20 protein-coding genes are annotated in these 26,634 nt (G+C 66.4%); 11 read left to right on the top strand and 9 right to left on the bottom strand.

The genetic code is table 11. The features are described 5' to 3' along the window. Positions 1-3 precede the first annotated feature (3 nt). From manA to M1E01_RS13820, 4 genes are read right to left on the bottom strand one after another with little or no spacing between them, the layout of a single operon-like run. A complete protein-coding gene (gene manA, locus M1E01_RS13835) occupies positions 4-1,254 on the bottom strand; it encodes a mannose-6-phosphate isomerase, class I (RefSeq protein WP_457972145.1) in 1,251 nt (416 codons plus the stop codon). A 35-nt stretch (positions 1,255-1,289) separates the two neighbouring features. Next, positions 1,290-2,918 carry an LCP family protein gene (locus M1E01_RS13830; RefSeq protein ID WP_457972144.1) on the bottom strand — a complete coding sequence of 543 codons (1,629 nt, stop codon included), beginning with the start codon at positions 2,916-2,918 and terminating at the stop codon, positions 1,290-1,292. Between the two features lie 10 nt (positions 2,919-2,928). After that, positions 2,929-3,507 (bottom strand): 5-(carboxyamino)imidazole ribonucleotide mutase, encoded by a 579-nt coding sequence (gene purE, locus M1E01_RS13825; RefSeq protein WP_457972143.1) that lies wholly within the window; start codon positions 3,505-3,507, stop codon positions 2,929-2,931. Continuing rightward, positions 3,504-4,667 (bottom strand): 5-(carboxyamino)imidazole ribonucleotide synthase, encoded by a 1,164-nt coding sequence (locus M1E01_RS13820; RefSeq protein WP_457974971.1) that lies wholly within the window; start codon positions 4,665-4,667, stop codon positions 3,504-3,506. Before M1E01_RS13820 ends, purE begins: the two co-directional genes overlap by 4 nt. Before the next feature lie 267 nt (positions 4,668-4,934). Here M1E01_RS13820 and M1E01_RS13815 point away from each other — a divergent pair, with 267 nt between their 5' ends. Further along, positions 4,935-5,564, top strand: coding sequence for a GtrA family protein (locus M1E01_RS13815; protein ID WP_457972142.1), 630 nt, complete (start codon positions 4,935-4,937; stop codon positions 5,562-5,564). A 69-nt stretch (positions 5,565-5,633) separates the two neighbouring features. Here M1E01_RS13815 and M1E01_RS13810 read toward each other — a convergent pair whose 3' ends face one another. Then, a complete protein-coding gene (locus M1E01_RS13810) occupies positions 5,634-6,335 on the bottom strand; it encodes a TIGR03089 family protein (RefSeq protein ID WP_457972141.1) in 702 nt (233 codons plus the stop codon). A gap of 421 nt (positions 6,336-6,756) precedes the next feature. Here M1E01_RS13810 and M1E01_RS13805 point away from each other — a divergent pair, with 421 nt between their 5' ends. Genes M1E01_RS13805 through M1E01_RS13795 form a run of 3 tightly spaced genes read left to right on the top strand, consistent with a single transcriptional unit; the run spans position 6,757 to position 12,357 of the window. After that, positions 6,757-7,302, top strand: coding sequence for a WhiB family transcriptional regulator (locus M1E01_RS13805; RefSeq protein ID WP_457972140.1), 546 nt, complete (start codon positions 6,757-6,759; stop codon positions 7,300-7,302). Positions 7,303-7,331: 29 nt separating this feature from the next. After that, a complete protein-coding gene (locus M1E01_RS13800; protein ID WP_457972139.1) occupies positions 7,332-10,691 on the top strand; it encodes a glycosyltransferase in 3,360 nt (1,119 codons plus the stop codon). Further along, positions 10,684-12,357, top strand: a complete 1,674-nt coding sequence (locus tag M1E01_RS13795) for a DUF5719 family protein (protein ID WP_457972138.1) — start codon at positions 10,684-10,686, stop codon at positions 12,355-12,357. Before M1E01_RS13800 ends, M1E01_RS13795 begins: the two co-directional genes overlap by 8 nt. Before the next feature lie 44 nt (positions 12,358-12,401). Here the strand turns inward: M1E01_RS13795 and M1E01_RS13790 are convergent, their stop codons facing one another. Further along, positions 12,402-12,914: a metallopeptidase family protein gene (locus M1E01_RS13790; protein WP_457972137.1), complete on the bottom strand. Its 513-nt coding sequence runs from the start codon at positions 12,912-12,914 to the stop codon at positions 12,402-12,404. A gap of 129 nt (positions 12,915-13,043) precedes the next feature. Between M1E01_RS13790 and M1E01_RS13785 the strand changes: the two genes are divergently transcribed. From M1E01_RS13785 to M1E01_RS13765, 5 genes are all read left to right on the top strand, one after another. Next, on the top strand, positions 13,044-13,433 hold the full coding sequence (locus M1E01_RS13785; RefSeq protein WP_457972136.1) for a DUF3499 domain-containing protein: 390 nt from the start codon (positions 13,044-13,046) through the stop codon (positions 13,431-13,433). 77 nt (positions 13,434-13,510) lie between these two features. After that, positions 13,511-13,771: a Trm112 family protein gene (locus M1E01_RS13780; protein ID WP_457972135.1), complete on the top strand. Its 261-nt coding sequence runs from the start codon at positions 13,511-13,513 to the stop codon at positions 13,769-13,771. A 53-nt stretch (positions 13,772-13,824) separates the two neighbouring features. Next, positions 13,825-15,312, top strand: coding sequence for an adenosylhomocysteinase (gene ahcY / locus M1E01_RS13775; protein WP_457972134.1), 1,488 nt, complete (start codon positions 13,825-13,827; stop codon positions 15,310-15,312). 194 nt (positions 15,313-15,506) lie between these two features. Beyond that, a complete protein-coding gene (locus M1E01_RS13770; RefSeq protein WP_457972133.1) occupies positions 15,507-16,739 on the top strand; it encodes an Ig-like domain-containing protein in 1,233 nt (410 codons plus the stop codon). Positions 16,740-16,915: 176 nt separating this feature from the next. After that, complete coding sequence (locus tag M1E01_RS13765; RefSeq protein ID WP_457972132.1) at positions 16,916-18,076, top strand: TIGR01906 family membrane protein; 1,161 nt, start codon at positions 16,916-16,918, stop codon at positions 18,074-18,076. 31 nt (positions 18,077-18,107) lie between these two features. On the opposite strand, the gene M1E01_RS13760 is transcribed toward M1E01_RS13765, so the two are convergent. Then, entirely contained in the window at positions 18,108-19,814 is a 1,707-nt protein-coding gene (locus M1E01_RS13760; protein ID WP_457972131.1) for a dolichyl-phosphate-mannose--protein mannosyltransferase, read from the bottom strand. A 174-nt stretch (positions 19,815-19,988) separates the two neighbouring features. Between M1E01_RS13760 and rsmI the strand changes: the two genes are divergently transcribed. Next, a complete protein-coding gene (gene rsmI / locus M1E01_RS13755; RefSeq protein WP_457972130.1) occupies positions 19,989-20,891 on the top strand; it encodes a 16S rRNA (cytidine(1402)-2'-O)-methyltransferase in 903 nt (300 codons plus the stop codon). Positions 20,892-21,143: 252 nt separating this feature from the next. Next, the gene (locus M1E01_RS13750; RefSeq protein ID WP_457972129.1) at positions 21,144-22,643 is read left to right on the top strand and encodes an NAD-dependent succinate-semialdehyde dehydrogenase; all 1,500 of its coding nucleotides are present in this window, start codon (positions 21,144-21,146) and stop codon (positions 22,641-22,643) included. Here the strand turns inward: M1E01_RS13750 and M1E01_RS13745 are convergent. Both M1E01_RS13745 and M1E01_RS13740 read right to left on the bottom strand, forming a co-directional pair. Continuing rightward, entirely contained in the window at positions 22,640-25,213 is a 2,574-nt protein-coding gene (locus M1E01_RS13745; RefSeq protein ID WP_457972128.1) for a transglutaminase family protein, read from the bottom strand. The two genes, M1E01_RS13750 and M1E01_RS13745, sit on opposite strands and share 4 nt — an antisense overlap. After that, positions 25,210-26,631 carry a DUF58 domain-containing protein gene (locus tag M1E01_RS13740; protein WP_457972127.1) on the bottom strand — a complete coding sequence of 474 codons (1,422 nt, stop codon included), beginning with the start codon at positions 26,629-26,631 and terminating at the stop codon, positions 25,210-25,212. Before M1E01_RS13740 ends, M1E01_RS13745 begins: the two co-directional genes overlap by 4 nt. Positions 26,632-26,634: the final 3 nt, after the last annotated feature.

The raw sequence follows: 26,634 nt of genomic DNA, 5'->3' as shown, positions 1-26,634 counted from the left end.
CGATCAGGCCTTCAGCGCGGTGGTTACGGCGAAGGCCACAGCAGCGTCAGTGGATCCGGAAACCGGGTGGACGTTCACTGGCGCGTCGGCCGCCGGGAGGAACGCGCTTCGGCCGTGGTCCAGCCGCAGGTCGCCCTTGGGGGAATCCAGGTAGACGGACCCCGAGGTGACAATGACCACCGCCGGCCCTGACTGCGCCAGCGGCACAGGGGGGCCGCCGGGAACCGTTTCGATCCGCTGGAGCTGGAATTCGCGGAACGGCGGCCGGTAGAGCTCCTGCCCGAGTTCGGACGTCTCGGCGCGAAGCATGGGTATCCCAACGGACTCGAAGGCGACAGTCTTCAGCAGCTCCGGCACGTCAACAAATTTCGGCGTGAGGCCGCCGCGCAGCACGTTGTCTGAGGACGCCATGACCTCAACGCCCAGGCCGCGGAGGTACGCATGGACGTTGCCGGCGGGCAGGTAGACGGCCTCGCCCGGTTCCAGCGAGAAGCGGTTGAGCAGCAGGGAAATCAGCACGCCAGGATCGCCGGGGTACTCGCTGTTCAGGCTCAGCACGGTGGACAACTCCGGCTGGTAGGGCGCCATGGGGGCGCCGGCTGCCAGCGCGTCGACAACACGCTTCGTTGCCTCGGTGACGCCGTCGCCGCCGGCGATCAGCCGCTCAAACGCGGACCGCAGGGCGTCCCGTTCCTCGGACTGGGAGAGGTCGTCGATGACCTCGGAAAGCACCGCGGGTACGCCGGATCCCGAGAGCTCGAGGCACCCGGCCAGGTGCAGGAAAACATCACGGGACGTCTCCGGCTTCCGGAACCCACACAGCGCCTCAAAGGGTGTCAGCGCGTAAATCATTTCCGGCTTGTGGTTGTCATCCCGGTAGTTGCGGTTGGCGGCATCGACTGCAATGCCCTCAGCGTTCTCGCGGGCGAAGCCGGCCCTGGCCTGGTCAAGGCTGGGGTGCACCTGCAGTGACAGCGGCTTGGCGGCCGCGAGAACCTTGGTGAGGAAGGGCAATCGGGGTCCGAAGGCGGCCACCGAGGCTTCCCCCAGGTAATGGTCGGGGTCCTCGGAAATCAATTCATCAAGGGGGACCGCCGTGCCGTCGGGGCGCGTTGCGACAGAAGGTGAGTCGGGGTGTGCACCGACCCACAACTCCGCCTCGGGACCGCCCGACTCCGGCCTGCCGAGGAGCCCGGCGATCGCCGTCGTCGAGCCCCAGGCGTACGGCCGGAGGACGTTATCGATTTCGTACACAGCCGGGTGTCCTTCTTTCTAAAAGCACGTGGTGGTCAGAGGGGGGCGCATTGGCCGTTGGTGGCCACGAGTTCGCGGATGGCCTGCTCGTTCCCCTCGCGCTTGAGCTGGTTCAGCATCTCTTCGGTGATTGGCTCACCGGCGGGCGTTGTGGTCACCGGGGTGAAATCCGACGGCGGGGGCGTGGGCACCTGTACGGTCACCGGGGCAGCGGGGCCGGCTGCCGTCAGGCCAGTGGCGACGCCGGCATGCTGCGGCTGCAGCGCGTCGTCAGGTGCCGCAGCCGGTGAAGGACCGGAGCCGGTGCCGCTCAGCAGCTTCCTGACGCGGTCATGGATGACCTCGAAGTCTGGCGAAGTGGAGAAGGACGCGTCAAAGTCCGGCGGGCCGATGGTGAGGCGGCTGATTTCCTGGCCCTTGGCCTTCATGGCGAGGTCCACGAAGCTGCCGAGCTGGCTGGAGGATATGTTGGAGTCCACCACCTTGGTGCCGGCGTTGGCGATGTCCTCGAATTTGGCAAGGAGCGTGGCCGGGTCCAGCTGTTTAAGCATCGCCTGCTGGACGCACTGCTGCCGCTGGATTCGTGCGTAATCGTCCACGAACTCCCGGGACCGGCCGTACCAGAGGGCCTGGAAGCCATTGAGCTTCTGGTCGCCGGCCGGAATCCAGCCATCCGGCATGCCGTGGATGCCGTTGGCTTCATCCACCATCGGTCCGCTGATGGGTACCCAGCCCCCGGCCTTGATGCGGATGCCCCCCATCGCGTCAATGAGCTTGGCGAAGCCGTCCATGTCCACGAGCACGTACGCCTGGACCGTGATGCCGAGCGTTCCCGAGACGGCCTCGAGGGTGGCCTGGGCTCCAGGATCGGCAGCGTCGGGGTACAGGTCCTTGTACTTGTTGGTGACCTCAGTGTTGATCGCGTTGATGAGGCAGTCGTTTCCGCAGTTGTAGCCGTCGGGGTAGATCTGCAGCATCGGCGAGCCCTCGCTGAAGCGGGCGTTCTGCAGGTTGCGGGGGACGGAAATAATCGCGGTCTTGCCGGTCTCGGCGTCTACGCTGAGGACGGACAGGCTGTCCGGGCGCCGGCCCGTGCGGTCGGCGCCGGCATCGCCGCCCATCATGAGGAAGTTGTAGCGGCCGTCAACGGGTTCAATAGCGGGGCCGCCGGCGAAAATGCTGCCAATGGCGTTGCGGCTGATGTTGAGCAGGTAAGCCGCGTAGCCGAGGGAGCCGCTGCTGAGCACCATGGCAAGGACAAGGGCGGTGACGACCACCGGGCGCATGCGCTTTGCCAACAGCACGGGCCGGATCAGCCGCAGCGTGTTGATGAACAACACCGCCCACCCGACCGCCAGGGCGGCCAGGACCAGCACGATAAGCAGGGAGGCGACCGGGTTGGCGACAATGTTGATGAGCAGCGTCCGGGCGGTGAACAGCAGCACCAGGGCCAGGATGACGAGGGCCCATACGGTCAGCGTCACGCGCAGGGCAATGCGCCCCAGCTTCCGGTCGCCGGCGGCGATCTGGGCGCTCCCCGGCACGAACAGCGTGAGGAGGATCAGCAGGAAGGCGCGTTTAGTCCGGGCTGATTCGCTTGCGCTCGCCGGATACCGGACGGGGTCCGTCAGCAGTCCGTCTGCTGGCAGTTTGGTGTTGGACATGGGCCCTTCCCTAGCGGCTGCCCCGCGGAACAACGTTTCCTTCGGCGAAGACTTCGTTGACCTTCTGCCGGAGGTTGGCGCCCTTCCGGCTGGCGACGTCGTTGAGCTCCTGCGCGAAATCCAGAAGATCATTGCGGAGGCTCGCAGCGAGGTCGTCGGTGCCGGCGGCAAGCATCCGTACTGCAAGCAGGCCTGCATTCCGGGCACCGGCGATCGAGACCGTGGCGACCGGGACGCCGGCGGGCATCTGCACGATGGACAGCAATGAATCCATGCCGTCCAGGGTTTTGAGGGGGACGGGCACCCCGATGACGGGAAGGGGAGTGACTGAGGCCAGCATGCCAGGAAGGTGGGCCGCTCCGCCGGCCCCGGCGATGATGACGCGGAGGCCGCGTTCGTGCGCCGTTTGGCCGTAGCGGATCATTTCTGTGGGCATCCGGTGGGCCGAGACGACGTCGGCCTCGAAGGGGATGCCGAACTCGGCCAGCGCGTCAGCGGCCGCCTCCATGACAGGCCAGTCAGAGTCCGAGCCCATGACGAGGCCTACCAGCGCATCCGTTTCCTGGCTGACGGGGGATTCGGGGTTCATAAGTTCTCCTCGGTTACGCCGGATGCCATGGGTGAGCCTGTTGCCGTCCCGGACGGCCTGCCGTTCCGGATAATCTCTGCCACGGTGGTGGCCCGCTCACGCAGTGTGGCAACGTCCGCGACGCTCGCGCCCACGAGGTTGACGTGGCCGATTTTCCTGCCGGGGCGGACGGATTTTCCGTAGCAGTGGACCTTCGCGGCAGGCTCCGCGGCGAGTGCTGCCGGGTACGCGGAAAACAGGTCCTGGTTGTCGCCGCCCAGGAAGTTCTTCATCACAACAACGCTGCCGAGCACGTCAGTTGCGCCCAGCGGCAGGTTCAGCACAGCACGCAGGTGCTGTTCAAACTGGCTCGTCACGGAACCGTCCTGCGTCCAGTGGCCGGTGTTGTGGGGACGCATGGCGAGTTCGTTGATGAGGAAGCCTGCGCCCGAACCCGGCGTTTCGAACAGCTCCACGGCCATGACCCCGGTGACGCCCAGTTCGTTGGCGATCCGCAGGGCGGCATCCTCGGCCGCGGCGGCAACCTCCAGCGGAATGTCCTGTGCCGGGGCGATCACTTCGTCGCAGACGCCGTCAACCTGGATGGTGTGGACCACGGGCCAGGCGCGCGAAGCGCCGTCGGGCGTGCGGGCCACCAGGGCGGAGAGTTCGCGGCTGAATTCCACCTTGGCTTCTGCCAGAAGGGGGCTCATGGCCTCAAACCAGTCGGCCGTCTCGGCGGCCTCGCCAGCAGATCCGACGATCCGGACACCCTTGCCGTCGTAGCCGCCCCGCGGAGTTTTGAGTACTACCGGCCAGCCGATCTTGTCGCCGAAGGCGATGAGGGCCTGAACGTCGTCCACGGACGCCCAATCCGGGTTCGGCAGCTCAAGGCGGTCGATAGCCGCGCGCATCACGAGTTTGTCCTGCGCATTGATGAGGGCGTCGGGCCCGGGCTGGACGTTAACTCCTGCCGCGATCAGTTCGTGCAGATGTTCTGCCGGAACGTGCTCGTGGTCGAAGGTCATCACGTCCAGGCCCTGCGAGAACTCCAGGAGGGCAGCCAGGTCCTTGTAGTCGCCGACGGGGGCGTTCGGAACGGCCGAGGCCGCCGAAACGTCTTCACCTTCAACCAGGATGCGGAGCTCGAAGCCTAGGGCTGTAGCGGCAGGGGCCATCATGCGCGCTAGCTGGCCGCCGCCAACTACGCCGATTACTGGAAAAGTCACATCTTCCAGACTACAGAAAAGGAGCGCCGTTACCGGCTTCGGGGGCACGGGAGCCTGCGATTGCCGTGAATTTCGACGGCGGAGCGTGGCTCAGCTGCCTCACTTCGCCGCCCGCTCGTGGGAGCTGCTGCCACCTGCCGGTTGGAGCCGCGCGGGTCAATTCGGGCTAAAATGGGACCTTGGCCCATTGGCCCAACAACCAGACGGCCATGGAGGGTCATGATTAACACGCTTTCAGATCGCATCCGGGGGCTCGCCTCGCTTTTCTGGCGCGAGGTGGCAAAGTTCGGTGCCGTTGGCGGTGTGGCGTTCGTCATTGACTCGGCAGTTTTTATCTGGCTCTTTACCGGGCCTATGCACGGCAGCGAGGTGTGGGCGAAGGCTATCGCCACTGTGGTGGCGAGCATTTTCTCGTGGATCGCCAACAGGTTCTGGACCTTCCGCCACCGCAAGCAGGCCAACGTCCTCCGCGAGGCGCTGCTGTTTGCTGTGATGAATTTTGTGGGCCTGCTGATCGCCTCGGGCTGCGTCTGGGTTGCCAAGTACATCCTGGGCCTCACCGACAAGCCATCCCTCTTCATCGCCGGCAGCGTGGTGGGTCTGGTGCTGGGAACCATCTTCCGCTTTTTCGCCTACCGCTTCTGGGTATTCAATGAGGAATTGGACCAGGAGCCCGAGTTCTCCCACGACCACGAGCTCATCGAGGGCCACCACCACCGGACCACCGTCCCGGTAGGAAGCGATTCCGCAGTCAACGATTCCGCAGTCAACGATCCCGCGGTACCGGGGAAGCCCGGGGCGCGGGGCTCCGGCGCTGCCGGGAGCCATCTGCCGGTCAGGCCTGAGTAGCACTGGCTTAGCGAAACGTTGGTCTGGCGGAATGCTGGCTTGGCAGGATCTTGATGGAGCAGGGCCAACTCAGTCGCCGTGCACCCGCTCCGCTGCGAGCAGGTTATCCGTCAGCTCCACATCCCCGTGCACCAGCACCACCGAGCCGTCGTTCTTCCAGGCTCCCAGCGCGTTAGCGAGGGCAGACTCCAGCCCCTCATCAGCGCGGACCACCAGCCTGGCCCCGGGCTCATGCCGGGCCGCAAAAGTCTCCAGCAGGTCCGCGTGGCGGAGAGGATCACCGTCTGTGGTGTGCAGCGCCGGGTGCTGCGGGTCGGGATCCTCATGGGCCATGAAAACGTCACCGTGTGAGCGGACTTCGGCCGCGTAGTCGATTACTCCCGCCGGCAGTCCGCCGGGCCACTTCATGGCAAGGGCGGGGAGCGGTACTGCTACGACGGCGTCGAACCCCGGCGTGGCATCCTCCGGTGCAGCCGTCGCGAGAAAGTCCGCGCCGCCGCTGCCGTCCAGGACAACCTCCATCCCGAGCTGCCACGCGGCCAGTGCCCAGATGATGGATTTCCAGTGCGCCGGAAGGTCGAGTCGGAGCCGCCTTCCGGGCGTTGCATCGAGTTCGTCCTGCAGCAGGTTGCTCGTCTTGGCCACCCAGTTATCCAGTACCCGACCGGAGAGCTCAACGCGTTCGGCGTCCGGGCCGTACCAGGTCAGGCGGGGGGAGGTGGAGTGGCCCGAGCGCAGGGCCGTCATCAGGTCAGTGGCCGGGATGTTCATGGCTACATCTTGCCATGCAGGAATCCAGTGTCTACTGGAAGAAGAAGACGTTTGTGGAGAAGAGGGTGTGCACCGGAACGTGCAGGCTGCCGGCCGGCGGGCCGCCCAGCTATGACATCTGCCACACCCTCTCATGAGGTCCTTGGAGTTAATGCGGCGTTTTTCACAGGATTGCGCCGCGCAGAGGCTAAACCATAAGCTTGCTGTCAGATTGTGCGTACCTTCCGGCTGCCTCCCAAACACATTCCCGGGCGTGGCGTGACGCCTGAATCACCAATGAGTTGTCTATTATCCTCCGTAGCTTGACTCCCCCTAGTTACACGCGTGTAATTAGCTATTGAAAAGCCGCCGCGAAACGTTGGACACACAAACCTAGTGTCCTGACTGTCCGGGCAGGGCTGACCAATTCAGGAGGGACGCCATGGGGCAAGCTGAGCGTATCCATGAAGAAGCCGTTGTAGCCGGCCAGGCCACGGCGAAGTACCGATCTCGCGGAGTGCCGAGTGACTGGTACGTCGATCCGGCCGACCCGGATGCCGCCGAGCGGTACAACCTGGACAGCACTGCGTCCCTGCAGGATCAGGCCACTGCCTTCCTTGCACAGCATGAGGCGCTGCTTGACGGCGGGCCGGACCCTGACGAGGACCCGGACGATCCCCCGATGGAGCTCTTGGCTCCGGGTGCCGAAACCCTGACGCAGCCTGTGTGGATCGGTCTTCCCCGCAGCGAGGACTTTGCCGACGAAGGCGAACTCGGCTGGCAGACAGATGCGCTGTGCGCCCAAACCGATCCGGAAGCGTTTTTTCCCGAGAAGGGCGGATCCACGCGGGACGCCAAGAAAGTTTGCGGAGCCTGCAACGTCCGGTCGCAGTGCCTTGAGTACGCTCTGGCAAACGACGAGCGGTTCGGCATTTGGGGAGGCCTCTCCGAGCGTGAGCGCCGTCGGCTGAGGAAGCGGGCAGTCTAATTCTTCAGGAAGTACACGTCACTGCTGTGGTGGTAGCCCACAACGGCAGTGATTATCTACCCAGGACCCTGGCAGCGCTGGCGGACCAGACCCGGCCGGCTGACCTTGCCATCGGGGTCGACGCCGGTTCGCATGACACCTCTGCTGCCCTACTCGAACGTGGGCTCGGGCGTGGCAATGTTACACGCGCCGCTTCCGGCAGGGCGGGCATGGGGGCGGCCGTCAGTGCTGCCCTCGCCGCGTTGGCGCCGCGGGAGCCGGAATCCAGGGGCGCGGAGTCTCCGCGCACGGCCTCAGAGTGGATTTGGCTCATACACGACGATGCTGCCCCCGCACCTGAAGCTCTCGCTGAACTGCTGCACGCCGTTGAACGGGCCCCTTCCGTCACGGTGGCCGGCTGCAAACAGCTGGACTGGGACGCGCCGCGCAGACTCATCGACGTCGGCCTTTCCACTAGCCGCTGGGCCGAACGCCTCACCCTGATCGAGGCAGATGAGCTTGACCAGGGCCAATACGACGGGCGCTCCGACACTTTTGCCGTCAACTCGGCCGGCATGCTGGTCAGGCGTGATGTGTGGGAGCAGCTGGACGGGTTCGACCCGGCGCTTCCCGGAACCGGCGACGACGTCGACTTCTGCTGGCGAAACCGCCTCGCGGGGAACCGTGTGGTGGTGGTGCCCAGCGCCAGGATGTTCCACGTAGCCCGCCGTCCGCATGCCCTGGGCAACGCTGCAGCGGCACGCCGGGCGCAGGTCCACCTTCGGCTAAAGCACGCACCCCTGTGGCTGGTCCCCGTGCATGCAGTGGCGGCCTTCCTGGGCAGCATCTTCAAACTCGTGTTCAGCATCGCCGTGAAGGACCCCGGCCACGGATTCTCGCAGCTTCTGGCAACTGTCGCGGCCCTGGGCCGTCCGGCATCCATTTTCCGCGGCCGCCGCAACGCAGCCCGCACGCGCCGCGTCCGGCGTTCGGTGGTTAATGCGCTGCAGACTGAACGTCGCGAGGTGTGGAGCCACCGCCGGTCACTCATGGAATCCCTGGGCGCCGACGACAGCCAGGCAGAAGGCGAGGGACGTGGTTCCCTCGCGGAGCAGCCGAGCGGTGACTCTACTGACGACTTCGCCGCGCTGGCCACCAGTGAGCGCGGCTGGGTGGGCAACGGAGCCCTCGCCGCGGTCATCCTCGCCTGCGTCGCATCCTTTGCCGGCCTCGCCGGTCTCTTCCGCGCCGACGCGGTCTCCGGCGGCGCCCTGCTGCCCGTCTCCGCCAGCCTGGAGGAGGTCTGGCACCGCGCCTCAAGTTGGTGGATCGGGCTGGGTGCAGGGCTTCCCGGGCACGGGGACCCGTTTGGCTACGTCTTATGGATTCTGGGCGTTCTCGGCGGCGGCAATGCCAACGGAGCTGTCGTGTGGTTGCTCCTGCTGGCCATGCCGCTGTCCGGCCTCACGGCCTGGTTTGCTTCCGGTGCGCTTACCTCACGCCGCCGGCTGCGGCTGGCGGCCGCCCTGGTGTGGGCAGGTGCGCCGGCCCTGCAGGTCGCGCTGAACCAAGGACGGATCGGAGCATTGCTTGCCCACGTCCTGATGCCGTTGCTGGTCCTCGCCCTGCTGCGTGCCACAGGCACGGCCATCGGGCGAGGCCGATACGCTGCACAGGGACAGCCGCGTGGGCGCTTCGAAGAAAAACCTCCAGTGAAGCCGGGCGTGAACGGAACGCCTTCCTGGACGGCGGCAGCCGCTGCGGGACTGGCGCTGGCCGTGATCACAGCCAGCGCACCATCGCTGCTGGTGCCGGCCGCCGTCGTGATTGTCGTCGCGGCAATCCTGCTGCGGAGGAGGGGCCGCACCCTGTGGTGGGCCCTCCTGCCCACCGCCGCGCTTTTCATTCCTTTTGCTCTGTCCACGCTGGACCATCCCCGTGCGCTCCTGGCGGATCCGGGAATGCCACTGGGCTTTGACGTGGCCCCTCTCTGGCAACAGGTGCTTGGGCAGCCGCTGAGCTTTGATGCTGCGCACGGGTTGTCCGGCCTGGCACCGTTCGGAGGAGGAGCCGTGCCGTGGGCGCTGCTGCTGGGCCTCCTCATCGGGGCACCGGTGCTGGTGTTGGCCCTGAGCGCGCTGTTTCTGCCCTCCCCGCGGGTCCGTGTGGCCCGCGCCCTGTGGGCAGCAGCGCTGATCGTGCTGGCAGGCAGTTGGCTTGCCTCGCATGTCGCCACCGGCGCCGGAGCCGGGTTCCTTGTTCCGCCGTTCCCCGGCGCTGCCGTCTCAGCGGCGGTCTTCACTTTCCTGGGTGCTGCCCTGATCGGCGGGGAAAGCCTGCTGGCCCTCGCAGGCACGAAGGGTTCCGGAGCCGCTTCGCCCGTCCGTGGCCATCCCGGGCGGGGCGCCGCCGTTGCGCGTGCAGCGTCCGCCGTTACCATCACTCTCCTGCTGGCGGGGCCGGTGGCCGGGCTCACGGCCTGGACAGCCCAGAACGTCGCACAGCCGTCTACTGCAATTCCGGTGGAGACACCGGCGCTCGGTACGCCCCGGATGGTGGCTGGCACTGATCCGCGGACGCTGCCGGCCACCGCGATAGACCGGGGCGAAGGACCGGAGCAGACCCGTACCTTGCTGATCCACATAGGTGAGAACGGGACCTATGGCGCGTCGCTGATGCGGGGCGGGGGTACTACCCTGGATGCGCTTTCCGCCATTGCCTCTGCCCGCGACATCCGCGGACTGCCGGGCCAGGAAACCATCCGCGACGACGATGAAGTCACCGCTGCCTTGCGCACCACTGTCGCTACCGTGGTCGCAGGTCATGGCGTAGATCCGCGGCCTGAACTCGAGCGGCTGGGCGTGGGCTTCGTCGTACTTCGCTCCAACGACACCGCGGCCCAGTTGACCGCGAGCCGCATGGACGCAGTTCCCGGCCTTGTGGCTGTCGGTCCCACCGATGCAGGCTGGCTTTGGCGCGTCAGCCCCCTCAACCACCGCGTTATGAAGCCTGCCGACGTCGCCCACCGGGCCCGGATCGTTGACGGCAAGGGCGCCACCATAAATCTTCTGCCCTCGGAACTCACCCGCGTGGATACAGCTGTGCCTAAGGGGCCCGAAGGCCGGCTCCTGGTCCTTGCCGAACGTGCGGACCCCGGATGGACGGCGTGGCTAAATGGCCGGAAGCTGACATCTACCACGTCGGGTTGGTCCCAGGCTTTCACTCTGCCTCCGCACGCCGGGCAGGTGACGGTCCGCTATGAGAACCCGTGGGCGCTGTGGACGGGGATTGTCCAGGCAGCAGTCATCGGACTGACCATCCTGCTGGCACTGCCCATGCCTGCCCGGCGCCCCAATTCCGGCCTGTCCAGGGACGAAGGCTCGTTGCGTAAGGACTACCAAAATGCATAAGGACGAGAACCCCCCAGCCGCCGCTCCTAAAAAAATCGGGCCTTCGGCAGAAGGGGGCTCTGCAAACGGTGCAACAGCCATCAGACGGGACGGCCGTCCCAACCGCCGGGCAGCAGCCGTCAGCCTGCTTTCGGCAGTGGCACTCGTTGCCGCCGGGGGAGGCATGGTGGCGGCAGCCTCGTTCGCACCGGAGCCATCCGGCGGACAGCAGCTCGAGGTGCCTTTGGCCTCGGTCCCGGCGGGAGCGAGCCGGGGCGTCTGCCCTGGCCCTGCCAAGCTGCTCGAAGGCACACCGGTAGGAACGGATCCCCAGTTCAGTCCGGAATCAGCCACGGCCCGGAGCACGGTCTCGGCGGCGGTGATCGGCGCGGCCGGGGCACTGCTCCCGGGCAGCAGGCTCTCGCGGCTCGACGGCTCGGAACTGCAACTGATCGCCAAGGACCCTGGCTCCGCGAAACCTCCTGCAGGCGCTTCGGCGCAGCTGGCTGGAGTCATCGCCGAAACCCCCGTGAAAGGTGTCACTGTCCTCGGCGCCGACCCGCTCGGCAACCGGCAGCCTGCCGCGGCCGGCGTCATGGAGTACACCGCAACGGACGGCGACCTGCAGGGGTCCGCGGCTGCCGCCTGCCAGGAACCGCTTAACGATCTGTGGTTGACAGGGGCGAACACGGCGGTCGGGCGCAGCAGCGTACTGCATCTGACCAACGCGTCAACGACGCCGGCCACAGTGAATCTTGAACTGTTTGGCAAGGACGGCCGGCTCAAGGCGCCCGGCAGCCGCGGGCTCCTGGTGGCGCCAGGATCCACGCGTTCCATCGTGCTCGCAGGTCTGGCCCCGGGCCAGGAGCGGCTGACGGTCCACGCCCGCAGCACCGGCGGCCCGGTGAGCGCTTTCATCCAGCAAAGCGTCCTTCGCGGCCTCACCCCTGGCGGAGTTGACTACATCGTCCCGGGAACGGCGCCTTCGGCGCTCCAGGTCATGACCGGACTGGACATCCAGGACCCCGCCGGCATCGCGGACCTTTCGAAGGAAAGCGGCTTCAGCGATGCGGCTCCGGCGCTGCACATCACCGTCCCGGGCCCAGTCGACGCAGTGGTTGAAGTCAGCGTCTTCGGCCGAGGCGGGCAGAAAGCCCTGCCAGCGGGCGGAGTTGTCACGGCCAAGGCGGGAACGGTGACGGAAGTACCGCTGACCGGACTGCCCGCAGGGCAGTACACCGTCTCCGCAAGCTCGGACGTGACGATCGTTGCGGCAGCGCGCGTAACCCGTGGCCTGCAGGCCGCGCAAGCCACTGACTTCGCTTGGACCCCGTCGTCTGGCAGGCTCGGCAGCCAGCACGTCGTGCCGGTTCCGCACGGCGGCGAGCGGTTCCTCGTCATCGGTGCGCTGGGGGAGCGCGCCGCCATCTCGTACACACCTGTGACGGCTGACGGCAAGGTGCGCACGGCGGCCACCGCGGATATCGCCGGCGGCACCACCTCTTCGCTTCAGGTGCCTGACCAGATCGACAAGTCCCCGGTGGTCGCTTACCTGGTTTCCGCCGCCGGCGACGCAGCCTACGGCGCGGTGCTCCTGGCAAAGAATGCCAGGAACGACGTCGCGACGGTCGCCATCACGCCGGGCGCGGAAGGACAGGAGAAAGTTCCCGTAACGCTGGGCTACTAGGGGGCGGGCGATGGCAGCCCGGCCGACGGTGCCCGGGCTGCAGGTCAGTAGCGCCGGCGATACACCGGATCCAGCGTTTCCGGGGCGACGCCGAGCATCTCCGCGGTGTGCTCCACCACCACGTCATGCACCAGGTCCTGAAGTTCCTCCTTGACAGGGCAGCCCTGCTCCACAACCCGGCGGTACAGCGTGATGATCGGCCCCTCGTCCTCGGTGGCGGGCGTATAGGAGCCCATGGGCGCCGGAGAATTATCCGCGGCGAGCTGCTCAAGGTTCGGCGGAATCTCCTCCACTGCGAACCGTACGCCGTCGAGCAGCTTGCCCCAGATGTCGTGGAGCCGCTGGGCAGAATCCATGACCAGTTCGTCAAACCGGTCCGAGCGGGACCTGCAGGCGGGCAGCGTAGGCAACATGAGTTCCCCGCGAAGGCCGCGTCCGTGGCGGTTGCGCCGCCGCTGTGCAAAGCTCCGCCCGGCGGCCGAACCGGCGCCGTGCTGGGGAGCCTCAGTCTCAGCCAACCGGACCGTAAAACCCGAAGTATGGTGCGATGACTGCATATACAGACTCTAAACCCGGCGGATGATTTGTGCGACATAATCACCACATGCAACGGCTCCGGGTCAGCACCACTTTGCCCGGTGCGCCGATGCCCGGATCACTGGGCGGTCAGAGTATTCTGTGATGTTGTGGGTGCTATCCGTCAATGTTCCAGGTCAGCCTGCCGCCAGTCCGCGGTGGCAACTTTGACGTACGTCTATGCGGACTCAACAGCAGTCCTGGGACCGCTCGCCACGTACGCCGAACCGCACTGCTACGACCTCTGCGGGCAGCACGCTGACTCGCTCACCGTTCCCCGCGGTTGGGAAGTCCTGCGGCTCGCCATGCCGTCCCAGCCGCCGCAGCCCGGCCCTGATGATCTTCTGGCCTTGGCAGATGCTGTCCGGGAGGCGGCGGCGAGGCCCGCAGCCGCCGGACAGCAGCAGGGCCAGCGCAGCGCCCACTCCGCGCTCGAAGCACCCGCGGGCTCCGAAGGAACCCGGCGCGGCCACCTCCGCATCCTTCGCGAGCCGTCCTGATCCCATCTGGCGGTAGGCTGGGAGCTGCAAATCCGTCAGCCACGGCGCGCCTTTTCGCCCACCAGGGAGCATCCATCATGCCAAAGATCAGTCCTGACCTGATGTCCGTCCTGCGGTGCCCTGTCACCGGCTCGGCCCTGACCCAGGAAGGCGAAGAACTGGTTTCCACAGCCACGGACGAAAACGGCCAAAACCTGCGCTACGCGATCGAGGACGGCATTCCTCTGCTCCTTCCCCCGGAGCTGCTGGCCGCGGCGAATGCCGCCCGTTCCGGCCAGCATGACGGACCCGGCCAGGACCCGGCAGCGCCAGCAGCGCCGGAAACGCCCACAGCCTAAATCTCCAGCCAGCACCGCAGAAGGCACGACGCCGGATACAGCAAAGGACCCCCATGACTCTCGAATACAAGGTCGCCGATATTTCCCTCGCGGAGGCCGGGCGCCACCAGATTCGCCTGGCCGAGCACGAGATGCCTGGCCTGATGTCGCTCCGCAAGGAATTCGGCCCGAGCCAGCCGTTGAAGGGCGCGCGTATCGCCGGCTCCCTGCATATGACTGTGCAGACGGCCGTCCTCATTGAAACCCTCACCGCCCTCGGCGCGGACGTCCGCTGGGCATCCTGCAACATCTTCTCCACCCAGGATGAGGCGGCAGCCGCCGTTGTGGTCGGCGCCGGCACCGTCGAGGATCCCCAGGGCGTTCCCGTCTTTGCATGGAAAGGCGAAACGCTGGAGGAATACTGGTGGACGGCCGAACAGATCCTCACCTGGCAGGGTGCCGACACAAACCCGGAGCTCGGGCCGAACATGATTCTCGACGACGGCGGTGACGCCACCCTCCTCGTGCACCGCGGTGTCGAGTTCGAGGCAGCCGGCGCTGTTCCGGCGGCCGCCGAGAATGACCCCGAGGAATACGGCATTGTGCTGGACCTCCTGCGCCGGACCCTCGCCGAGGACCCGAAGAAGTGGACGCGGCTCGCCGCCGGGATCCACGGCGTCAGCGAAGAGACCACCACCGGCGTGCACCGCCTCTATCAGCTCGCGGAACAGGGCAAGCTGCTGTTCCCGGCCATCAACGTCAATGACTCCGTGACAAAGAGTAAGTTCGACAACAAATACGGCATCCGCCATTCGTTGCCCGACGGCCTGAACCGGGCTACCGACGTCCTCATCGGCGGCAAGGTCGCCGTCGTCTGCGGCTATGGAGACGTCGGAAAGGGCGCCGCCGAGGCCCTGCGGGGACAGGGGGCCCGCGTCATTGTCACCGAGATCGATCCCATCTGCGCGCTGCAGGCAGCGATGGACGGCTACCAGGTGGCAAAGCTCGAGTCCGTACTGGCTCAGGGCGACATCTTCATTACCACCACGGGCAACAAAGACGTGATCATGGCCGAGCACATGGCGGGCATGAAGAACAAGGCGATCGTGGGCAACATCGGCCACTTCGACAACGAGATCGACATGGCCGGCCTTGCACGCATCCCGGGCATCCGCAAGATCGAAATCAAGCCCCAAGTGCACGAGTGGGTCTTCGAGGAAGACGCCGCGGACGGTTCCGGGCCGCGGTCAATCATCGTGCTTTCCGAGGGCCGCCTGCTGAACCTTGGGAACGCTACAGGCCACCCGTCGTTTGTCATGAGCAACTCATTTGCCAACCAGACGATTGCCCAGATCGAGCTGTTCACCAAGAAGGACCAGCCGGAAGGCGAACGGGAGTACGACAACAAGGTCTACGTCCTGCCCAAGATTCTGGATGAGAAGGTAGCGCGGCTGCACCTGGACGCCTTGGGCGTGGAACTGACGGAGCTGTCCAAGGACCAGGCCGACTACCTGGACGTTGACGCAGCAGGTCCGTATAAGCCTGAGCACTACCGGTACTAACAGGGACTGCGCGTCGTTTTTCACCGGCAGCCGCCACACGCCGGGCGCCCGTTTCGGGACCGGTTCGTGGCGGCTCCGGCCCGCCTCCGGACAGACTGGTCCCGCCCTTGCGATAAAATTGAGTGGACAGCGTTTCTGCTGGGCACAAGGACGGACGTGGGCGGACGGCCCTGCGGGGACAGAGAGAACCAATCTTGACCAACAAGGACAACCGGAAGATCGGCAAGATTTTGGCAGTGGCAGCGCTCTGCGCGGCCGTCGCTGCCGGTGGAATTGGCGTTGCCACTGCGCCGGGCTGGGCCAAGCCGGCACCGGAGTCGGAAGCCTCCACCCCTGTCCGCAATGAGCCCGGCCTGGCTGCCCCGGTGGTCAAAATGGTGGAGCTGGGCGTCACGCCCACTGACGGTGCAAAGGCCGTCAACCCTGCCGTAGCGCCCTCGGTGAAGGCCGTGAACGGCAAGCTCAAAGACGTTCTCCTGATACCGGCGGCAGGAGGCGAACCGGTCAAGGGCAGCATGAGCGCCGACGGCAGCACCTGGACCGCGCTGGACCCGCTCCAGTTCAACTCCGCCTACACCTACTCCTTCACGATTGTTGATGCGGCTGGCCGCGAGACCAAGAAGACACAGACGTTCACCACGGTCGAAACCGCCAATGAAGCTGACGCCGCGGTGTACCCGGAGAACGGCTCCACGGTCGGTGCAGGGCAGCCCATTGAAATCGTTTTTAGCGAGCCCGTTGTGAACAAGGCGGCGGTGGAGAAAGCCGTGAAGATCATTGCGTCCTCCAAGCAGCCCGTCGCCTGGCACTGGTATTCGGACCAGCGTGTACGCATTCGCCCCGAAAAGTTCTGGGCCTCCAACAGTCAAGTCACCGTTGACATGAAGCTGTTCGGTGTCGATTTCGGCAACGGCATGATCGGAAACTTCGACGCCAAGGTGCAGTTCAAGGTCGGCACCCAGCGCCTCGCGGTCGTGGACGACAACACGAAGACCATGAAGGTCTACTTTGACGGGAAGCTCGTCAAGACCGCCCCGGTGACCCTCGGCGATCCCGACTGGCTCTCACCCACAGGCTACGCAGTCATCATGGAGCAGGAACGCCGCTCCAAGTTCAATGCCGGAAGCATCGGCCTTAAGCCCGGCGACAAGGGCTACTACCCTCCGCTCACTGTCGAGTACGCCAACAGGCTCACCTCCTCCGGCGTCTACGTACACCAGGCACTGGAGTCCGCATGGGGCGCTGTCGGCAAGTACAACGTGTCGCACGGTTGTGTGGGCCTGCTTCCCGCCGACGCCGCCTGGTTCTTCAGCAACATGAAAACCGGGGACGTCGTCCAGACTCTCAACACCGGTGCGCCCGCCGTCGAGCCGCTGGAAGGCTACGGAGACTGGAACATCCCCTGGGCGCAGTACGCCAAGCGCTAGCCGTTGGTTCAGCGCTTACCGTTGGTTCAGCGGGTTATAACGAAATAGCGGCATGATTCCGACAGCCGGGGTTTCATCTCGCCGTGCCGGATAAGCGGACGGTAGGCTCTTCAGGAGATACACAGCGTTGCCCGGTCAAGACCTGGAGCGCGGACGCCTACGGAAGTGAAGCTGCAGTGACCGACAATACTTCGATCCCGTCCAGACGGCTCGATCCGCAGCCGGAATCTGAAGGTCCGGCGTTCGAGGACGCCCATGATTCGGACGAGCCTGCCTTCGAATGGATGGAGGCAGCGCCCCCGGGCACGGGCTCGACGGCGGCGGATCCGGCGGGTCCTGCTCAGCCCGGCAGCAGGGCGGACCGAAAAGCGGCAGAGGCTGCCGAGGCAGCGGAGACGGCCGGCAAGAACGTGCCCGACACGAATACGTCCACCACTCCGACGCCGGACAGCACAACACCCCCCTCCGATGAGACCTCGGGCGGCCACTTCAGCGAACCGCTGCCGACCTCTGCGCTCCATATCCGCCCTCCGCAGGAAGATGTCGAACGCCGCAACGCCGAACGCGAGCAGGCGGCAAAGGCAAAGCCCATGCTGCCCCGCGTCATGCAGGTCCTGCTGGCGGTCTTCTTCCCCGTGGTGCTCCTGGTGCTGGCCGTTCGCGCCGTCACCAGTCCGCTCTTTCTCTGGGTTGAGTATCACCGTCCGGGCTTCCCGGGCGACGGCTACGGGTTCAACGCGGATGACCGCATGACGTATGGCTCCTACGCTGTGGACTACCTCAGCAACTGGTCGGGTCCGCGCTACCTGGGGGAACTGGTGAACCGCAGCGGAGAGAAGCTCTTTCAGGACGGCGAAGTCAGCCATATGGCGGACGTGAAGCTCGTGATCCTCTCGGCGTTCGGTGCCGGAGCGCTTCTGGCGATGATCTGCCTCGGAGCCATCATCTACCTGCGCCGCCGCAGCAACGGCGGGGTGCGGCGCGGGCTGTTTGCCGGTTCCATCATCACGCTCGTGCTGATCACCGGCCTTGGCGTGTTGGCCTTCCTCGGTTGGGAACAATTCTTCACCGAGTTCCACCGGATCTTCTTCGCCAGCGGCACATGGACTTTTGCGTTGCAGGACACGCTGATCCGGCTGTTCCCAGGCCAATTCTGGATTGATGCGGGTATTGTCATCGCCGCGATGGTGCTGCTGACCGCCGTCGTCACCCTGATCCTGACCTGGCCTACACGTCGCCGGCGGGGCCTGCCGAAGACTGTGAAGAAGGGGCGGAAGGACCGCCAGGAGGACGGCGGGTCGGGCGCCGCAGCTGAGGACCGGCCCGTCTCTCTTTAGCCCCGTCGCGCTGTAATGCGCAGGTTTACCCTCAGATCCAAGAGGGCATCCACATCCTGACCCGCCAGTCCTGGTAGGGGATGACCTCGGCGGTCCAGACGGGGTAGAAGAACGCCGACAGCAGAATCGCCCCCACCAGGAAGAGCACCACGCCGTACAGTCCGGACCGCCTGCGCCACAGGGGGTCCGTGCTGCGCCCCAGGACCAGGCCCAGGCAATAGACCAGCGCCAGGATAAGGAAGGGCTCGAAGGACACGGCGTAGAAGAAGAACATCGTCCGTTCCGGGTACAGGAACCACGGAAGGTAGCCCGAACTCACCGCCGCCAGCACTGCGCCCGCCCGCCAGTCACGGCGTCCTGCCCACCAGAACAGCAGCACGACGAGCGAAATCACAGCGGCCCACCAGATCAGGGGATTACCCACGGACAGGATCGCCGACGTGCAGTTGGACACGTCGCAGCCCGCAGTGCCCTTCGGCGGGGACTCGTAGTAGAAGGACGTGGGCCTGCCCATCACCAGCCAGCTCCAGGCGCTGGCTTCGTACGGGTGCTCGGAACTGAGGCCCTGATGGAACTTGTACGCCTCAAGGTGGTAGTGCGCCAGGGAACGCACAGTATCCGGGAGCCAACCCCATTCCGCACTGGGGTTGGTCGTTGCCCACTGCCGGTAGTAGGCATCCGCCGACCGGAACCATCCCGTCCAGGTGGCAACATACGTCACGGCCGCCACCGGGACGATGCTCGCAAACGCGAGGAGGCCGTCCTTGATGACGCCGGCGCTGATCCACCCCCTGACTCCTGCGGCGCGGCGCGCGCTGAGGTCCCAGAAGACGGTCAGCAGCCCGAAACCGGCCACAAAAAAGAGGGCCGACCACTTGGTGCCGCACGCCAGGCCCAGGCAGACGCCCGCGAGGATCCGCCACCAGCGGATTCCAAGCCAGGGGCCGGACAGCAGCTGAAGCTGGGACGGCAGGCCCGTGGGGGACCCGGCTGCCTGGCTGGCGAGGCGGACCGCCAACCGGCGCCGGCCGTCGTCGCGGTCCAACAACAGCGCACCAAACGCCGCCAGCACCCAAAACATGAGGAAAATGTCCAGCAGCGACGTCCGCGACATGACCAGATGGTGGCCGTCGATGGCGAGGAGCAGTCCTGCTGAAGCTCCCAGGACAAGGGAGCGAAAGAGTTTCTGGGCGATGAGGGCCACCAGGGCTATGGACAGCGCGCCGGTAAGCGCCGCCGAAAAGCGCCACCCCAACGGGTTGTCCGGACCGAAAAGCCACATGCCCGCCGCGATCATCCACTTGCCCACAGGCGGGTGCACCACATATTCGGGCGCGTCCAAAAGCACGTTCGGATTGCCGGCATTGAACGAGTCGTTCGCCTTCTCCGGCCAGCTCCGCTCGTAGCCGCTGATGAGGTACGAGTAGGCGTCCTTGACGTAATACGTCTCGTCAAAGACAAGGGTGCCCGGAACCTCCAGGCGGACGAACCTCAGGACCCCGCCCACCGCGGCGGTCAGCGCCGGTACCAGCCAGAACCAAAGCCTGAGCGACGGCGGATAGTCCCGCCAACTGCGGATGCTCCCGCTGAGGCGGCTGTTCAGAGCCTCGGCGGTGAACGCTTCGCGGGGGCGGGCAACCCAGCCGTGCCTCCGGCCGGGGCTGGCCCCGGATTCGGCAGCCGAAGCCGGTGTACGGGCGGAACCGGCCGCGTCAGGCCGCACGGAGGTCTGCGTCACGTGCCCATGCTACCGTTTGCCATCGATTGTTCCCGCGGGCGCGCGTGCCACCGGGCCCGCTCCAGTGGCCCGTCCCGTTACCTGTCCCGTTACCTGTCCTGTTGGCCGGCCCGTTGGCCTGCCTCTTTGGCCGGCGGGTCTGCGGCAAACCGCGGCCGGCAGTAGGCTGGGTGGGTGGATCAAGAACCCAGCAGCGCGCAGACCGGCACCGACGAACAGGGTGCTGGCCGCGGCCTTCCCGGAAGCCCAGGCCGGATCGTGCTGGCCGCCACACCCATCGGCAATGTCGGTGACGCTTCGTCGCGGCTGATTGAGCTGCTGGGCTCCGCCGATATCGTGGCAGCGGAGGACACACGGCGGCTGCACCGTCTCGTGCAGAGCCTGGAAGTCACCGTGGCGGGCAGGATCATCAGCTATCACGAGCACAACGAGGCCACCAAGACAGCCGAGCTGCTGGACCAGGTCCGTGCAGGCAAGACCCTTGTGATGGTAACCGATGCGGGCATGCCGGCGGTTTCTGATCCGGGTTTCAGGCTCGTTGAGGGAGCCGTTGCCGCGGGACTGACGGTGACCGCCGTTCCGGGCCCCTCCGCCGTCCTCACTGCCCTGGCTCTCTCCGGGCTCCCCACCGACCGCTTCTGTTTCGAGGGATTCCTGCCGCGGAAAGCCGGCGAACGTGCCTCCCGTCTGGCGGATCTCGACGCCGAGCGGCGCACCATGGTCTTCTTCGAGGCGCCGCACCGCCTGGAGGCCATGCTCCGTGCCCTGCATGAGCGGTTCGGTCCCGATCGCAGGGTGGCTGTTTGCCGCGAACTGACCAAGACCTACGAAGAAGTCCTCCGCGGAACACTCCTCGAACTGCTGCAGTGGGCCGAGTCGAATGAGATCCGCGGGGAAATTGCGGTGGTGGTGGGCGGCGCGCCGGAGCGGCCGCCCGGAGCTCCGGAGGACAACGTGGCCGCGGTCAATGCGCTGGTCTCGGAAGGGCTCCGCCTCAAGGACGCCGTTGCCGCCGTTGCAGAAGAGGCCCGGGTCAGCAAGCGTGAACTGTATGCTGCTGTGCTGGCTGCCCGCTGACCAGTGCCCAGGCTGAGGGTAAACCAGGTCCGCAAGAGGTGCCGCTGTCAAAGCGGCAAATCCCGGTCAAGGCAGCGTTCCTTCCTGTGCAGCTGCACAGCAGCTTGGGGAATGCGTAGTGCGCAAATGCGTAGACAGTGATTGGAACCGGGCAGTAGCGTGGCCTTAAACCAGCCGCGTAAGCAGCAGCCCCAGGGCCCCGCTGCGGTGGCTGCACCAATCCGCAATCCGATTGCCGACGAGGGAGTCACCGTGTCTGTCACCATACAATCCACTGTTACCGCAGAGCGCGAAAGCCAACTGCTTGCTGCTGTTCCCGCTGGCCTGCTGATCAACGGTGAGTGGCGTCCGGCCTCGTCCGGCAAGACATTCGACGTTGAGGACCCTTCCACCGGCAAAGTGCTGTTGAGCATCGCCGACGCCGGGGCAGAGGACGGCAAGGCTGCCCTGGATGCGGCGGCCGCTGCGCAGGAGTCCTGGGCCAAGGTTCCTGCCCGGGAACGTGGCGAAATCCTGCGCCGGGCCTTTGAACTGGTTACCGAGCGGGCCGAGGATTTCGCGCTGCTGATGACCCTGGAGATGGGCAAGCCTCTCGCGGAGGCGCGAGGTGAGGTCACCTACGGTGCGGAGTTCCTGCGCTGGTTCTCGGAGGAAGCCGTCCGTGCATTCGGCCGTTACTCCGTCTCCCCGGACGGTAAGTCCCGCCTGCTCGTCACGAAGAAGCCGGTGGGCCCGTGCCTGCTCATCACGCCGTGGAACTTTCCGCTGGCGATGGCCACCCGCAAAGTTGCCCCCGCGGTTGCTGCCGGCTGCACCATGGTCCTCAAGTCCGCTAACCTGACGCCCCTGACCTCCCAGCTGTTTGCTGCGGTCATGCAGGAAGCCGGCCTGCCCGCCGGAGTCCTGAACGTCATTCCCACCTCCACGGCCGGTGCCACCACGGGGCCGCTGATCAAGGATTCCCGGCTGCGCAAGCTCTCGTTCACCGGCTCCACCGAGGTGGGCCGCCGCCTGCTCGCGGATGCCTCCGAGACCGTGCTGCGCACATCCATGGAACTGGGCGGGAACGCCCCGTTCCTGGTGTTCGAGGACGCAGACGTCGACGCCGCCGTCGCCGGTGCCATGCTGGCGAAACTGCGGAACATGGGCGAGGCCTGCACCGCGGCGAACCGGTTCATCGTGCACGAGTCCGTCGCCGATGAATTCGCCGAGAAGTTCGCCGCCAAGATGAGCGGGATGACCACAGCCCGCGGCACCGACCCTGAATCGAAGGTTGGACCCCTCATCGATGCCAAGAGCCGCGACAAGGTCCACGAACTCGTCAGCGACGCCGTTTCCTCCGGCGCCAGTGCCGTGCTGGGCGGGGCACCGGTGGACGGGCCGGGCTACTTCTACCAGCCCACCATCCTCAAGGGCGTCACCGAGGGCACCCGGATCCTGTCCGAGGAAATCTTCGGCCCGGTCGCGCCGATCATCACCTTCAGCAGCGAGGACGAGGCTGTCCGTCTGGCCAACAACACCGAGTACGGGCTGGTGGCCTATGTCTTCACGAAGGACCTGAACCGCGGCATCCGCATGGGCGAGCGGCTTGAAACCGGCATGCTGGGCCTGAACGCCGGTGTCATCTCCAACGCCGCCGCGCCCTTCGGTGGTGTGAAGCAGTCGGGCCTGGGCCGCGAGGGCGGCCTTGAGGGCATCGAGGAATACCTTTACACCCAGTACATCGGCATCGCCGACCCCTACGCCGGCTAGCCGTCCCGCAGCCGCCTCAGGCCGTCGCGGGCACCCGTCCAGGAGCCCGCGGCGGCCCGTCCGGCCCGCGCAGCGGCACGGGCGGCGGCGTGGAAGGGCCCTCCGGCGGTGTCACCCCAACGGGCCATGACCGACGGCGGCAGCCACTCTGCGCGCAGCCGTCCCAACGCTCCGGCATTGCGGCGCAGCACCTTCCGCACTGCCGCGATGTTCTCGGCACCGGCACCGGCACCGGCTCCGGCTCCGGCACCGGCTCCGGCTCCGGCACCGGCACCGGCGCCCGGGCCGCCAGAGGCGGCTGCAGGAGCGGCACCCGGCCGCCCATACTCGTGGCGCTCATAGGCTGCCGTCAAATCTTGCACCGCCGCATCAGCCAGCTGCACATCCTGAGTTGCCCGGGCAGGGGCCTCCTGAGCGCGCTTTTTTCCGGTCCGCGGGAGCGCGAGGAAGCTCCGGATCCGGGCAGAAAACGTACGGGGTGTCTCGCTGGAAAGCGGGGGCAAACCGTAATCCGTTGCAAGGTCACGCAACTCCGACCAGGCGAGAGGCGCCGCGCCAGGTTGTCCCGCGTCGCGAGCCCGGAGGCGGCGGGACCGTACGCTGGCGCGCGTTAGCCGGGGAGAAGCGGCAATCAGGAGCAGCATGAGCACACCTGCGGCGGCGTAGAACGGCATCAGTGCATGGCTTCCGGTCGTGGCCCCGCTGTCCCCGGGAAGGGGAAGGGGCGCCGGCGGCGTCACGGGCGGCGGAACCGGTCCGCTCGTGGGCAGCAGCCCGTCGCTATTCCCTTCATTGGTGCTGACGCCGCCCGAAGCGGGATCCTGGGCGTAGGCCGGCACGACGCCGCGCGAAGGGGTGGGCTCGAAAGGCACCCATCCGAGGCCCTGGAAATACAGTTCGGGCCAGGCATGGGCGTCCCGGGCGTCCACCTCGAACTCCGAAAGCGCTCCCTGGCCGGGCACGAACACGGTGTCACCTGTCAGCCGGCCCGGCGCATAGCCCACGGCGATCCTGCTCGGGATTCCTTCCACCCTGGCCATGACGGCCATGGCGGACGCAAAGTGAATGCAGTATCCGCTCTTCTGGGTAAGGAAGTCCGCCAACACGGACAGGCCGTTGCCGTCATATCCGCCCTGGATCGGCGATTCGAGGGAGTAGGTAAAATCCGCGGAGCGCAGGAACCGCTGGAGTGCCATCGCCTTCTCAAAGGCGGTCCTGCTGTTCGAGGTCACGGAGTCGGCGGTGGTCCGAACGATTTCGGGAACGTTGGCGGGCGGGCGAATGAACTCCTCGGATATCCCGCTTACCGCCTCAGATGACTGGTCCAGCAGCTCTGTGGTAAGTCTCGGAGCCGTGGACCGGACCAGATACTGCTGGTTACGGGAGTTGGTGTCGGTGCCCTTGATGCTCAGGGTCGCCGGATCCCAGCTCCACCGGCCCGTCAGGCCGTTGACCGTTTCGGGCGCATAAGGCACCGGGAGGTACGGGCTGGTGAAATCGCCCGTGTTGACAGCGGTGACCGTGCGGACCTGTTCCGGGGCAAGGATCTCGTGGCCCGTCTCCATCCGGCCGGGGCCGGCCCTGCGGGCGGCATCGCGGTCATCGGGCGACCAGGCCTCTCCGTCGAACCGGTCCACCGTCACGGAGCGCAAGTACAGAGGGGTGGCGGCGTTTGTGGCATAAGTAATGCGGCCGTCGCCTGTGGGGCGGCGAAGGCTGTTGCCCAGGCTGATCATCGGATTCAGGCCGCTCGAGGACGCCCACGGATTCAGCCGTGAACCCTGCGGGAATGTGCCTTGGTCAAAGCCCGGGATCACGAGCTGCAGCACCAGCGTAGTCACCAAGGCTACTCCGCCGGTCAGGGCCGCCCGTTTGGCCTGCCCGGGGTTCCGTGAGGTGTCCGCCTGGATCCGGGCATCGGGTGAGAACCATTGGCTGCACGCGAGAATGAGCAGGAATCCGATGGCCGTGCCGAGGAATCCGACCACGCCGATGCTTTGCGGCTTGATCATGGCCGGCACCACGAGCACTGCCAGCAGGCCCAGGCCGCTGGTCGCGGGCATGCCCAAGGGAAGGGCAAGCGCGTCCACCAGGATCACGACCAGTCCCAGGGCAGCGCACGTCACCAGCACGATGCCGGCGTTCGGGGCCACCGGCGAGCTTTCCGAGAGCACGGTCTCGCTGGCCCGCCGCAGGTGCGTGCCCAGGGCGGCCATCGTCGCGTCCGTGGGAATGAAGCCGGCGAAACTGTCGCGGCGGAAAAAAGTGAACATCAGGATGAACGAGAGTGACACGAAGCCGCCCGCTGGCACCAGTAACGGCCGGACGCGCAGGGCACGCAGTCCGGCCATCGCCAGGGACACCACCAGAATGGTAGTGAGCACCGGCAGGTACCAGGCCCAGCCCCTCAGCACTCCGTTGAGGGAGAGCGCGGCGCCGGCCACCCCGACGGCCACAGCTCCTGACATCGCCCATGGATATGCGCCCGGGCTTGGACGCCGGGTACGGGGGGGCGGCGCCGGGGGCAGCTGTTCAATAGGGCCGTGCTGGCGTTGGGGAGTCAGTGTCACCGTGCCACCTCCGCACCGCGTCGCACATCGGCAGCCGCAGCCGCCACAGTCGCGTCGCCCTCATCAAAATATGTCCACGCTGCCGGCAGGGAGGTGGCCGCATCCACGGCCACAGCGCGCCACCCGCCTTGGCGCAGGGTGTCCAGGACTTCAGCCGACTCGGATGTCCTGTCGGTCACGACGATGGCAAAGGCATTTGCCGCGTAGGCTGATGCCGGCGCCAGCGCGTGTGCCTCCGCCAGGGACATTCTGCCGAGGAGTGCCAGGACCGGACCGCGCATCCGGTGTGCCGCGAGCTTGTCCATGAGCAGGTCGTCGAACACTGCCTGCCCCGACTCACCGCCCGCCGGATGCTCCCGGCGGACCGGATCATGCTCGCGCCGGAGGTGGTGCTGCCCCGTCAGCTGGATGGCGGCGAGGCTCTCCGCAATGGATTGCAGTCCGGCCGCGCCTCTATATTCCTCACTGTCAGGTTCCGGTGCCGAGGGGGAGCGGCGGAACCCGGGCTCACCCGCGGCGTCCAGAAACCGGAGTGCATAGTTCCGTTCTGAAAGGTGGGCGCTGACGGACATGGCGGCCGTGACGGCCCACTCGAACGTGTCGCTGGTGATGAGGTGGCCATCGTCCCCCGCGCCGGTGAAAACCGGACCGAAACCGGAGGAGTGGGCAGCGAACCGCTGATCGAGAATAATGGTCGCCTCGGGAGTAGTCACAGACTCCTCCTGCCGCACCATGAGGGCGCCGTGACGTGCAGTCGCAGGCCAGTGCACGCGGCGCATCGGATCGCCGTGGCGGTATTCCCTGGTCATGACGTCATCGTCGCTGGGGTTGGCCCGGATCCGCGTCGCCGTGATCCCGTCATTGCCCCTCGCCCCCGCGAGCCCTGTGGGAGGGAGTTCGACGGCTGCCGGCGTCACGGTGAGCGTGTCGCCGTCGTCAATTGTGTGCCTGTGCAGCGACAGCCCGAATGGATCCGTGAACTCGGCCGTTACCGGTCCGATGGTGAACTGTCCGCGCCGGCCGGAACGCAGACGGTACTCATAGCGGCTGGTTCCGCCGCTGGAGGACCTGGCGGGAAAATGGAATGCCGGGGATTCTCCGAACCTGGGTGGCAGCCGTTCCTCCATGACCACCCTTCCGGTGCCGGGTCCAGTCCGGGCGACGGCCAGCCGTACGGTGGTGACGGAATCGGTCTCCACCGTGGAGGGGCTGAACTCCCGGTAGACGCGGAACCTCGGCTTCACCAGCCGGATCCCGGCGAGCGAAATCAGCGGCAGCACAACCAGGAAGACGCCCAGCGCAAGCAGGTCCCGGCGGCCCATCATCTGTGCGCAGAGCAGGCACAGGATACCTGCCGCCATCAGTCCCCAGCCGCGTGTGGTGAAGAGGTGTCGGGGGAGGCGGTCACGCAGTGCCACGGC

It is taken from the genome of Arthrobacter sp. D1-17 (assembly GCF_054130535.1).
Note: the sequence above shows the minus strand (reverse complement) of the source record. Positions and strands in the feature narration are given on the sequence as shown.

Excerpts from the sequence above, each read along its gene's own strand:
- M1E01_RS13815 (WP_457972142.1), top strand. The coding sequence starts at position 4,935 with ATGATTAACACGCTTTCAGATCGCATCCGGGGGCTCGCCTCGCTTTTC.
- M1E01_RS13790 (WP_457972137.1), bottom strand. The coding sequence starts at position 12,914 with ATGCAGTCATCGCACCATACTTCGGGTTTTACGGTCCGGTTGGCTGAG.
- M1E01_RS13810 (WP_457972141.1), bottom strand. The coding sequence starts at position 6,335 with ATGAACATCCCGGCCACTGACCTGATGACGGCCCTGCGCTCGGGCCAC.
- M1E01_RS13795 (WP_457972138.1), top strand. The coding sequence starts at position 10,684 with ATGCATAAGGACGAGAACCCCCCAGCCGCCGCTCCTAAAAAAATCGGG.
- M1E01_RS13820 (WP_457974971.1), bottom strand. The coding sequence starts at position 4,667 with ATGATGGCCCCTGCCGCTACAGCCCTAGGCTTCGAGCTCCGCATCCTG.
- M1E01_RS13780 (WP_457972135.1), top strand. The coding sequence starts at position 13,511 with ATGCCAAAGATCAGTCCTGACCTGATGTCCGTCCTGCGGTGCCCTGTC.
- ahcY (WP_457972134.1), top strand. The coding sequence starts at position 13,825 with ATGACTCTCGAATACAAGGTCGCCGATATTTCCCTCGCGGAGGCCGGG.
- purE (WP_457972143.1), bottom strand. The coding sequence starts at position 3,507 with ATGAACCCCGAATCCCCCGTCAGCCAGGAAACGGATGCGCTGGTAGGC.
- M1E01_RS13830 (WP_457972144.1), bottom strand. The coding sequence starts at position 2,918 with ATGTCCAACACCAAACTGCCAGCAGACGGACTGCTGACGGACCCCGTC.
- M1E01_RS13805 (WP_457972140.1), top strand. The coding sequence starts at position 6,757 with ATGGGGCAAGCTGAGCGTATCCATGAAGAAGCCGTTGTAGCCGGCCAG.